Below are 10,315 nucleotides of genomic sequence, written 5' to 3' on the forward strand. Positions count from 1 at the left end.
CATAGAGAGTGGTGAGTCTTCTCATAGAGGTAGACGCGAGAATGCGAATGCTTACTTCAACTCTGGCACAAGGTTGGAAGCACTATCGAGGGAATTGATGGAATGCAGCTGTGGCGATATCGTACTGGCGTATGCCTCGAAGCTATTTTGATCGTAATACGCCGATTGCAGCGCTCGCAACGCCGGAAGGCCGCTCCGCTCTTGCAGTGGTGCGAACCGCTGGTGCGAATGCGATTGAGCTGGTTGCACGTTGTTTTTCAAACCGCCAGGCACTGCTCGATGCGCAGGGCTACCAGGCTGTCTATGGATGGTTCATCGACCCGTCCTCCGGCGAGTATATCGACGAAGTGATCGCACTCGTATTTCGTGCGCCTCATTCATTTACGGGCGAAAATGCGGTGGAAATTATGAGTCACGGTTCGCCGGCTGTTGTGGAGCGGATTCTCGATGTGCTCTATGCGCAGGGCTTTTCACCCGCTCTTCATGGTGAATTCTCTTTCCGCGCTTTCGTGCAAGGCAAAACAGACCTTGTGCGCGCGGAGGCAATCAACGAGCTTACCCATGCATCGTGCGAAGCAGCGCGACACGACGCATTACAGCGCCTTTCCGGTGCGCTTTCCCGAAAGCTTGGCGAAATACGCGATTTGATGGTCGATCTGCTCGCGGATATCAATGCAAAACTCGACTATCCCGAAGATGAAGGCCCTGAGGAATCCAGCCGCTGGCTTGAAATCATGCATCATGCGCGCGATGCGCTCTCAGTGCTCATCCAGAGCTATCCTGGCGGGCGTCTGCGTCAAGAAGGGTTCCTTGTGGTGATTGCAGGCAGGCCGAATGCAGGCAAATCGAGTCTTTTCAATCTCTTTGCGCGGGAAGAGCGGGCCATTGTGAGCCCCGAACCTGGCACAACAAGGGACTGGATCGAAACATGGATTTCGATTGGCGAATTTGCAGTTCGTCTTGTCGATACCGCGGGCCTGCGCAGTTCTCAAAATATGATAGAAGCGGAAGGGGTGCGAAGGTCGCAGTCGCTTTTGGAACGCGCCGATGTGATTTTATACCTTGTCGATGGAGTTGCAGGGCTCAACGATGAAGACCGGGAATTTGCAGCCAAGCATCCGGAGGCTCTCCTTCTTTGGAACAAGGCAGATCTCTCGCGCTGTCTACCTGCTCCTGAGGGGTGGATTGCGCTCAGTGCAAAAGACGTCCGCTCTTTCGGAGAATTCGAAAATATCGTGATAGACAGGCTTCGTTCATATGCAAGAACAACGCAAAAGGCCGGAACTCTTGAGCGGCAGATCCGCATCGCAAGTGAACGGCAGGCTGGCCTTCTGAAGCAAAGCGACCTGGCGCTCTCCCAGGCGCTCGAAGCGTACACCGCAGGAGCAGGTCTCGATCTTGTCGCCCTGCATATACGGGAAGCTGCAGAAGCCATAGGGGAGATTACAGGCGACATCGCTGCGGATGAAGTGCTCGAGCGGGTATTCAGTACGTTTTGTCTGGGAAAATGAGGCATGCAATGGCTGATTTTGAAGCAATTGTAATCGGAGGAGGGCATGCGGGCATCGAAGCTGCCCTGGCACTGGCCCGGCTAGGCACCAAGACGCTGTTCATTACACAGAACCCCGATACTATCGGTCGCATGTCCTGCAATCCTGCGATCGGCGGTCTTTCCAAAGGCAACCTTGTGCGCGAAGTTGATGCGCTTGGCGGACAGATGGGCATTCTTGCAGATGCCACAGCAATCCAGGTGCGCATGTTGAACCAGTCCCGCGGAGCTGCGGTTCAGGCTCCACGCGCCCAATCCGACAAGGCGCTCTATGCGTCCCTTGCGCGCCAAACCCTCGAAGCGCAGCCTAACCTCACAATTTTTATGGATACCGTCACCGATATCATTGTTTCGGAGGGAAGCAGCGGAGCACGCGCGGGCTATGCGGTTAGCGCTGCTGGTACAGCAAGCGCCCCTTCAAGCCGGCATATCGAAGGCGTGCGCACCGAGCGCGGAAACGAAATCAGCGCCAAAGTGGTCGTGCTCACAACGGGAACATTCATGGAAGCCAAGCTTTTTATCGGCCTGTGGAGTGGCTCTGGCGGCCGCCTGGGCGAACCCGCAGCTATCGGACTTGGTACAGCGCTGCGCGCAAAAGGTTTCCCTGTCGGAAGAATGAAAACTGGCACTCCCGCCCGCATAAAGCGCGACAGCATCGATTTTTCCAAACTCGAAGCCCAGTACAGCGATCCGCGCAAGATTTTTTTCTCTTTTCTTGAACAGGATTACAATCGGCCCGATGTGCCATGCTACATTGTCTACACAAATCAGAATACACACGAAGCGATTCGCGCAGGTCTCGATCGGTCTCCGCTTTTTTCTGGAGTGATCACAGGCAAAGGGCCGCGCTACTGTCCATCTATTGAAGACAAGGTAGTCCGCTTTCCTGACAGAGAGCGGCACCAGGTATTCATCGAGCCAGAAGGCCTCTCAACAGATGAAATGTATCTCAACGGTCTTTCGAGCTCCTTGCCCGAAGATGTGCAGGAACGCTTCTATCACAGTATTCCAGGTCTGGAACATGCTGTCATTGTCCGCCCTGCCTATGCCGTGGAATATGACTATCTCGACCCGGCGGCGCTCTATGCTTCCCTTGAATCGAAACTTGTCGAAGGGCTTTTTATCGCGGGCCAGACAAATGGAACTTCAGGATACGAGGAAGCAGCTGCCCAGGGGCTCATGGCGGGCATCAATGCGCGCCGCAAACTCGATGGGGAGCCGCCTTTGATTCTTGGAAGAAACGAAGCATATATCGGCGTACTCATTGATGACCTTGTGACACTCTCGCCCAAAGAACCATACCGGATGTTCACAAGCAGGGCAGAATACCGCCTTGCTCTTCGGCATGACACCGCCGATCTTCGCCTCACGCCGTACGCTATCGAAATCGGGCTCGCAGACGAACGCCGCCGCGAATGTTTCGAAAAGCGTCTCCAAGGTATCGATGAGGCCAAAGCGCTGCTTTCCCGGCGCAAAATTCAGAAAGAAGACAGCGCGCACATTCCGGAGCTCGAAAAGCATATAGGCCAGACGCTCGCTGATGCAATTCGCGATCCGAAGGTTGGTGCCTTGCTCGATGACGAAGCCGAGGCACTCTCGCATATAGCCCAACTGCTTCCGGAGACTGCGGCAATGCAAGCATCGAGCGTGCTTACTGCAGTGCTCAACGAGCGATACAAAGGCTATCTTGAAAAGGAAGAGCGCTTGGCCGCTCGGCTGTCAAAAGCCGACAAGATGCTCATTCCAGACAAATTCGATTATTCGCAGGTAAAAGGCCTGTCAAAGGAAGCGTCCGAAAAACTGTCAAACCAGCGCCCACTCACTATCGGTCAGGCTTCAAGGATACCAGGGGTGCGGAAGTCGGATGTCGCGCTTCTGTACATAGCAATTTCGAGGCCTTCGCCGTAGTGCTCCCAAGCTTGTGCCGGCCATGCTTTGCAGTTCACAGGCCGAGGATGGCGCCGCAGGGCGAAATGGGTGCGCGAGACGAGGTGCGCGCTTAAGCCTTATTCATTCGTGGCAAAACCGCAGAGCGCGGCCAGCTGGTTCTTCGCCTCTTCGAGTGCATTCGCGTAATTCTTGCGCATTGCATCGATATTTTTGCGGTAAAATTCGGCAAATTCGGGATCGGACATCGGGTCGATGCGGACATTCTGCCCAAGCTGCGCAGCAAGCTGGCGCTCCTTCTCTTTGAGTTTGGGAGCCCATTGGTTACGGATAGCCTGCTCCGCGCGTTTCATCTCTTCGCTGTATTGTCCGAGGAATTGGAGAATCTGCTGGAAGAGCGACTGCACTTGCTGCTGGGCAAGCTTCGCCTCCCGCTCCGAGCCAAATCGCGAAGAAAGCCCGCACAGCACAATGATAGCTTTGCCTGCAGCCTCGAGCTTGGCCTTGTCGATGCCGGTATTTAAAGGAAGCTGAACCTGTGTGCTGAGCACTTCGAAAGCAGCTCTGAGAAAAGTCTGACGGTGTTCTGGCGGGATTGCGCCGGCTAGCGCTTTGAAGTCGACGGATTCAGGCTCTTCCAGCCAGCGGCTCGCTGCTTTTCGACCTTCAAGCTTCGCCTCTGATGCTTTTTGCAGTGATTCATCAACTTGTAAATTTTTCGTTCGCTCGAGCGCAAGTTCCAATGCGCTTTTTATGACAGCCATAGCAATTCCTCCTGAAAGCAGGCTAGCTCAAGGTGCGGAGGGCTTGCTTTTCAATGCATCAAAAAAGCTGACAATCTTGTCGAAAATCCCTATGACGATGATTATCGCTACAATCCACTCCGCAATCCGGAATACAAGGAGAAAACGTTCCTGAAGCGCCAGCTGGATGATTTCCAGCGTATACAGCACCATGATCGACGCAACGGTAACTTTCCCCATGAATGTGGATTTCGGCTCAATACGTCTCCTCACAACAATCAGAATTGCCATAAGGAAGGCCTGAATGCCCAGCCGCACGATCACGAGCACGAAGAACCAACCCGGAATAAGCAAATAATACTGAAAAATCACGCTCAGGACAACGAGAAGCGTGTAGTCGCTCGCTGAGTCCATCATCCTGCCGACGCGCGTCACCTGATTTGTCTTGCGCGAAATGCGGCCATCGAAAAAATCGGTCAAAAAGATAAGCGCAACCAGAATAAGCAGCGGAATCCGGATACGGTACTGCTTTGCCGCGATGACCAGCACAAGGAGGGTCGGCAGCGTACTCACCCTGCTCAATGTGATGACATTGGCCAGATTGATGCGGTCGAGCTTGCGGCCATTCGATTCTATGACAAAGTCATCCTGGAAAAGGAGGAGCATAATGAGCAGAATGATATGAAAGCCCGCACTTATCGGCAAAAACAGCGACCAGTATTGTGTTACAAAACCTGCGCTCACCGCAAAAATCAGAAACAGAGCGCATTGAGCCACGAAAAAAATGGAAGTTGTGGCCAAGATGCTACGGCGGAGGCTGGCAATTCGTTCGCCTTCATCCATAATGTAAGCGTCCTCCTGGCGCGGCCGCCTTAGTCGCGCCGGGCGCGCTGGCCGCAATTCCCTTTCATACTATAACCTTGACACGATCATTGTCAAATACATATGCTGAATGCATGACTGCGGCAGATAAGATTACGCTGAGCCGGATAGTGATTGCTCCTCTGTTTTTCTTCGTCTTTATGGTGCAGTTCATTCCGAGGCAGATTGCGATTGTCTTGCTATGGATCATGTTCGGATGGATGGAGCTCAGCGATTTGATCGATGGCAGGGTAGCGAGAGCCAACCAGCAGGTGACTTCATTCGGCAAGCTCTTCGATCCGTTTGCGGATGTGATTTCGCGGGTCACTTATTTTCTCGCCTTTACTAGTATCGGGATTATGCCATGGTGGGTTCTCGTGGTGGTGCTCTATCGCGAATTTGGCATACTTTTCTTGCGCATGCTGTTGGGTTTGAAGGGGATTGCAATGGGCGCCCGGGCTGGAGGAAAACTCAAGGCTGGCGTCTATATGACCGCAGGGCTTGTTTCCCTTATGCTGTACACCGTGCGGGTCACCGGGTTTCTGGGTGGTGTTGCCAGCCTGCTCGAAACATTGACGATTGTGGTCTATATCGCGGCAGCTGTTCTTTCGCTCGCTTCTTTCGCCGACTATCTTGTGCAATTTAGAAAATTGTATAAATAGGGAGATTGCGAAAGAGGTGTTCGCCAGCGAAGACTTCTCTTGCCGGCGAAGGCTCCCGTCAATTCCCCACATATATTACATAATCTGCTCGTCGATCGCCTTGCCGCCCGGCACCATCGGAAGCACCTGTTCATCCTGATCGATCAATGCATCGATGACTGCAGGCCTCCCCTCAGCAATATGCGCCATCGCCTCATCGAGCGCGGCAAGAAAACCTACCTTAGAATCAGCCCGAAACCCGGCAGCTCCATATGCCTCTGCCAGACGCACAAAATCGGGCGGCCTTTTATCAAGTGTTGTTTCAGCATAGCGCTCGTCATAAAAGAGGGTCTGCCATTGCCGTACCATGCCCAGCGTCCGATTGTTGAGAATCACGATCAGAATCGGCAGGTGGTAGTTGACGGCGGTTGCGAGCTCTCCACAATTCATTCGGAAAGAACCGTCACCAGTAAAGAGAACGACTGGTCTCTCTCTGTGTGCAGTTTTTGCACCGATTGCAAATCCCAAACCCGAGCCCATTGTCCCAAGCCCGCATGAGGATAAAAAAGTGCGTGGCTTTGCAAAGGGGTAGAATTGTGCCGTCCATATCTGGTGCTGACCAACATCTGTCGCCACAATAGCGTCTTCGCCAAGCCGCTGAGCGACTGTCTCTATGATGAATCTTGGGTGAAAGGCCGATGGCTTGAAATTGGCTTCAGGGTGAATCGATTTCCATGCTTCAACTTTGCTCAGCCATTCGGCTCTTTTCTGGGCAAGAGAAGGCGGTGTTAATTCTTGCTTGCTCTTCATCCCCCCAAGGATTCTGCTCAGCACAAGCTTGAGATCACCTATAATGTGATGCTCGGTTTGGATATTCTTGTTGATTTCCGCTGGATCGATATCCAGCTGCAAAATCTTTGCCTGAGATGCAAAAGAGTCTGCCCTGCTCACAACGCGATCCGAAAAGCGTGCTCCGACCGCAAGGATGAGATCAGCTTCCTGAACGGAACGATTGGACGCAACAGACCCATGCATGCCAATAAGTCCTGTGTAAAGCGGATGAGAGGGGGGCAGGCAGCTTATTCCCATGAGGCTCAATGCAACGGGAGCCTTGATGCGTTCAATAAGTTCGCGCAATTCTTCGCAGGCATTGGAAGCGATTACTCCACCGCCAGCATATACGAAGGGGCGTTCCGATGTTTCAATCATTGTTATCGCCTGATCAATGTCCTTGTCCGAAAATGTTGTCTGTTCATTGCGCGACGAAAGCCTCGCGCGCCGGGAGAGCATCGCTGAGCCGGGAATCGGGACAGAGAGGTTATTTGCGTCGGCCACGGCCTGCCATTCCGTTTTTGCAATTGTCACGTCTTTAGGAATATCGATAAGCACTGGCCCTGGTCTGCCGGATCGAGCAATGAAAAAGGCTTCTCTTACGACTTCGGCCAGATCTTCGACATTCTTGACAATCCAGTTATGCTTGATAATGGGCATAGTAATGCCGTAGATATCAACTTCCTGAAAGCTGTCTTTGCCAAGTAGGCTGGTTGCGACATTGCCGGTTATCGCGACCAGAGGAACTGAATCCATGTGGGCCGTAGCAATGCCGGTTACAAGATTGGTAGCTCCTGGGCCCGAGGTAGCGATGCAGACGCCTGTTTTACCGGTAGAGCGGGCATAGCCATCTGCGGCATGAGCTGCATGCTGTTCATGGCTCGTGAGAATGTGCCGAATTCTGTCCCTGTAGCGATACAGTTCATCATAAATGTACAAGACCGATCCGCCAGGATAGCCGAATACTGTATCTACGCTTTGCAGAAGCAATGATTCCATGAGTATGCGAGCACCTGTATATTCCATACTATTCTCCTTAGAAATTCTTTGTCTCGGTAGCCTGAATGAGGCTGAATTCAATCGAATCGGCGAGGGCTTTGGAGCTTGCTTCTATGATGTCGGTTGAAACGCCGATCGTCGTCCATACATGCACCCCATCCGTGGACTCAATCAGGACGCGTACTCGTGCCCCTGTTGCGCTTCGGCTGTCGATAACGCGCACCTTGTAATCGGTAAGCCGCACTTTGCTCAGTTCGGGGTAGAATCGCTTCAGGGCCTGGCGCAGTGCGCTATCCAGGGCATTTACCGGGCCATTGCCTTCTGATGCTGCAATTTCGGTGCTGTGATCCACCTTTACTTTTACCCATGCAGTAGAGCAGATATTGCCTTCCTCGCTTGGATGGGTGCTTTGCACTTCATATCGCTCTATGCTGAAAAGCGGCTTGTACTTTCCTAATTCTCTCCGCGCTAAAAGTTCGAAACTGGCATCCGCACCCTCGAATTGCCAGCCTTCTGCTTCAAGTGATTTGAGTTTTGCAGCCAGCGCTGCGGTAACGGGATGTTCTTTGGTCACAGAGGGATCGAGCTTTTTGATGCGCTCTGCAATGGCAGCACGACCGCCCATTTCGCTCATCAGAAAGCGTCGCCAGTTGCCGACCAAGGCTGGGTCTATGTGCTCGAAGGATGTTCGAGTTTTAAGAATGCCGTCAGCATGCATGCCTGCTTTGTGGGCAAAGGCGCGCAAACCGACATAGGGCATATCGTCAGGCATTGGCACATTCGCAATTTCAGCAACAAGCCGCGCTGTCTCGGTGATGTTTTCCAGCTTGCCCTTAGGCAGGCAGTGAAGCTGCAATTTGAGCTCGATACTGGGAATTACCGCCGCCAGTGCCGCATTTCCGCAGCGCTCACCGAAACCGACAAGGGTGCCTTGTACATGCCGTGCTCCTGCTTTGACCGCCATAACCGAATTAGCTACCGCCATACCAGCATCATTATGCGCATGGATACCGACCTTTCCGCTTCCGAGTCCCAGCACCGTACGTACACCCTCTTCGATAAGATCAGGAAAACTGCCGCCGTTGGTGTCGCATAGCACGATACTGTCAGCTCCAGCCGAGAGAGCCGTCTGCACAGTCGCCATCGCATATTCTTTGTTCGCGCGATATCCGTCAAAAAAATGCTCTGCATCGTAGATGACTGTTTTGCCCTTTTCCTTAAAAAAGGAAATGGTCTCAGCAATCATTGCGAGATTTTCTTCATGCGAGACTCGCAGTACATGCAATACATGGAGATCCCAGCTTTTGCCAAAGATGACGATAGTATCTGTCTGGGCTGCCAATAGACTCTGTATTGCTTCATCCTGCTCTGGTATCGTGCCTTTTCGTCTTGTTGCTCCAAAAGCACAGAGCTTTGCGTGCTCGAGCTCGAGCTTGGGTGCTTCTCGAAAAAACTCCATATCCTTGGGATTGCTTCCGGGATTGCCTGCTTCGATAAAAGAAACACCAAGTTGATCCAGCGCTTTTACCACGGCAATCTTGTCCTGCAGAGAGAAGGATATCCCTTCACCTTGCGCTCCATCGCGCAAGGTTGTGTCGAGGATTTCCATTTGAGGGGTGATTTTCAATTCGGCCATATGGTTCCCTTTTGTTCAGTGGTTTCAGAGTGACAGCCAGTTTCCGCCTCGCAATACAGTTTCACCATACAATTCCTCCTTGGATTGTTTTTTGGGGGTGAGAAACGGCGCAAGCAATGGGTATGCGACTGTCCCTGCCCGCCGCGAGGGTGTGCTGGTTATACCGGTCGCAACCTCTAGCTTGCGCCGGTCAAATGGTAATGTTCAGGATGCTGGAACCGCGCTCTACAGCTACCAGACCCGTGCGGGCCAGCTCGATAATGCCATAGGTGCGCAGGAGAAGAAGGAGGCCTTCCAGTTTTTCGGAATCACCAGTGGCCTCGATGGTAATAGTGGAGGGAGATACATCGACAATGCGGGAGCGGAAAATGGAAGCAATTTCAATGACAGCGGGACGGACAGACTCATCGGCTTTGACTTTGATGAGCATGAGTTCTCTGCGGATGCAAGAGGCAGGATCAAGTTCGCGGACGGCGATGACATCTACGAGCTTTCCCAGCTGTTTTATTATTTGATCGAGGACCTGTTCATCCCCGGTCACCGCGATCGTCATGCGGGACACAGATGGATTCTCTGTCTCGCCGACGGTGAGGCCGTCGATATTGAAGCCGCGACGGCTGAAAAGCCCGGAAACCCGACTGAGCACGCCAGATCGGTTTTCCACAAGGGCAGACACCACGTGCCGGTTCATATACACTCCCGACAATGCTTTGTCTTAGTGCGTTTTCGCTTCGGAGATGCCGATGTCTCCGGTAAATTGTCGTGGATAATAGAATGCCGTATTTACGTTGTCAACTATGCCAGTAAACTATATGATCAAAAGCCGGAAAATTTCTTGCCGCCCCCTTGACCAATAGGCGGCACTTCATATATGTTCACATTCGCGCCTATCACTTGGCGCCGCACGATTTAGCAAAATTTGCAATAAAAAGCAAATCAATGCGAAATCTGCAAGATTGCTGAGAGCTTGATACAAGCTCTTGACAACAGAGCTGAAGTTTGATAGTTTCATCGAGCGCTCTGGCGGGGAGCCATGGGTGCGAGCATGAGCGGAGCCGGCAGGCACTGGGCATGCGAGGGATCTGTGACAGAGGAAAATAGGGAAGGGGATAGAGGAAGGTTCTTCGAGGCCTTGGTGCTGCGTCAGCGGTGCTGAGGGCAAGGAGAT

The 10,315-nt window shown here is 52.7% G+C and carries 8 protein-coding genes; 3 read left to right on the top strand and 5 right to left on the bottom strand.

Annotated elements, in window-relative coordinates; all coding sequences use genetic code 11:
* Positions 1-131 precede the first annotated feature (131 nt).
* Both mnmE and mnmG read left to right on the top strand, forming a co-directional pair.
* Positions 132-1,511, top strand: a complete 1,380-nt coding sequence (gene mnmE / locus GAP13_RS11700) for a tRNA uridine-5-carboxymethylaminomethyl(34) synthesis GTPase MnmE (protein ID WP_158908492.1) — start codon at positions 132-134, stop codon at positions 1,509-1,511.
* The gene (mnmG, locus tag GAP13_RS11705) at positions 1,508-3,457 is read left to right on the top strand and encodes a tRNA uridine-5-carboxymethylaminomethyl(34) synthesis enzyme MnmG (protein WP_503473383.1); all 1,950 of its coding nucleotides are present in this window, start codon (positions 1,508-1,510) and stop codon (positions 3,455-3,457) included. The genes mnmE and mnmG overlap by 4 nt, the downstream gene beginning before the upstream one ends.
* Before the next feature lie 98 nt (positions 3,458-3,555).
* Here mnmG and GAP13_RS11710 read toward each other — a convergent pair whose 3' ends face one another.
* Both GAP13_RS11710 and GAP13_RS11715 read right to left on the bottom strand, forming a co-directional pair.
* Positions 3,556-4,200, bottom strand: coding sequence for a DUF6657 family protein (locus GAP13_RS11710; RefSeq protein WP_158908494.1), 645 nt, complete (start codon positions 4,198-4,200; stop codon positions 3,556-3,558).
* 27 nt (positions 4,201-4,227) lie between these two features.
* A complete protein-coding gene (locus GAP13_RS11715; protein ID WP_158908495.1) occupies positions 4,228-5,022 on the bottom strand; it encodes a CDP-alcohol phosphatidyltransferase family protein in 795 nt (264 codons plus the stop codon).
* A 113-nt stretch (positions 5,023-5,135) separates the two neighbouring features.
* Here GAP13_RS11715 and pgsA point away from each other — a divergent pair, with 113 nt between their 5' ends.
* Positions 5,136-5,702, top strand: a complete 567-nt coding sequence (gene pgsA, locus GAP13_RS11720; protein WP_158908496.1) for a CDP-diacylglycerol--glycerol-3-phosphate 3-phosphatidyltransferase — start codon at positions 5,136-5,138, stop codon at positions 5,700-5,702.
* A 75-nt stretch (positions 5,703-5,777) separates the two neighbouring features.
* Here pgsA and ilvB read toward each other — a convergent pair whose 3' ends face one another.
* The 3 genes from ilvB to ilvN all read right to left on the bottom strand — a co-directional run bounded on the left by ilvB (position 5,778) and on the right by ilvN (position 9,838).
* Positions 5,778-7,538, bottom strand: coding sequence for a biosynthetic-type acetolactate synthase large subunit (ilvB, locus tag GAP13_RS11725; RefSeq protein ID WP_158908497.1), 1,761 nt, complete (start codon positions 7,536-7,538; stop codon positions 5,778-5,780).
* 10 nt (positions 7,539-7,548) lie between these two features.
* A complete protein-coding gene (cimA, locus tag GAP13_RS11730) occupies positions 7,549-9,147 on the bottom strand; it encodes a citramalate synthase (protein WP_158908498.1) in 1,599 nt (532 codons plus the stop codon).
* A 190-nt stretch (positions 9,148-9,337) separates the two neighbouring features.
* Entirely contained in the window at positions 9,338-9,838 is a 501-nt protein-coding gene (gene ilvN, locus GAP13_RS11735) for an acetolactate synthase small subunit (protein ID WP_158908499.1), read from the bottom strand.
* Positions 9,839-10,315 lie beyond the last annotated feature (477 nt).

The organism is Rectinema subterraneum (assembly GCA_009768935.1).
GTDB classification, from domain to species: Bacteria; Spirochaetota; Spirochaetia; order Treponematales; family Rectinemataceae; genus Rectinema; species Rectinema subterraneum.

Coding starts and splice junctions, on each gene's coding strand:
- mnmE (WP_158908492.1), top strand. CDS start 132: ATGCCTCGAAGCTATTTTGATCGTAATACGCCGATTGCAGCGCTCGCA.
- mnmG (WP_503473383.1), top strand. CDS start 1,508: ATGAGGCATGCAATGGCTGATTTTGAAGCAATTGTAATCGGAGGAGGG.
- GAP13_RS11710 (WP_158908494.1), bottom strand. CDS start 4,200: ATGGCTGTCATAAAAAGCGCATTGGAACTTGCGCTCGAGCGAACGAAA.
- GAP13_RS11715 (WP_158908495.1), bottom strand. CDS start 5,022: ATGGATGAAGGCGAACGAATTGCCAGCCTCCGCCGTAGCATCTTGGCC.
- pgsA (WP_158908496.1), top strand. CDS start 5,136: ATGACTGCGGCAGATAAGATTACGCTGAGCCGGATAGTGATTGCTCCT.
- ilvB (WP_158908497.1), bottom strand. CDS start 7,538: ATGGAATATACAGGTGCTCGCATACTCATGGAATCATTGCTTCTGCAA.
- cimA (WP_158908498.1), bottom strand. CDS start 9,147: ATGGCCGAATTGAAAATCACCCCTCAAATGGAAATCCTCGACACAACC.
- ilvN (WP_158908499.1), bottom strand. CDS start 9,838: ATGAACCGGCACGTGGTGTCTGCCCTTGTGGAAAACCGATCTGGCGTG.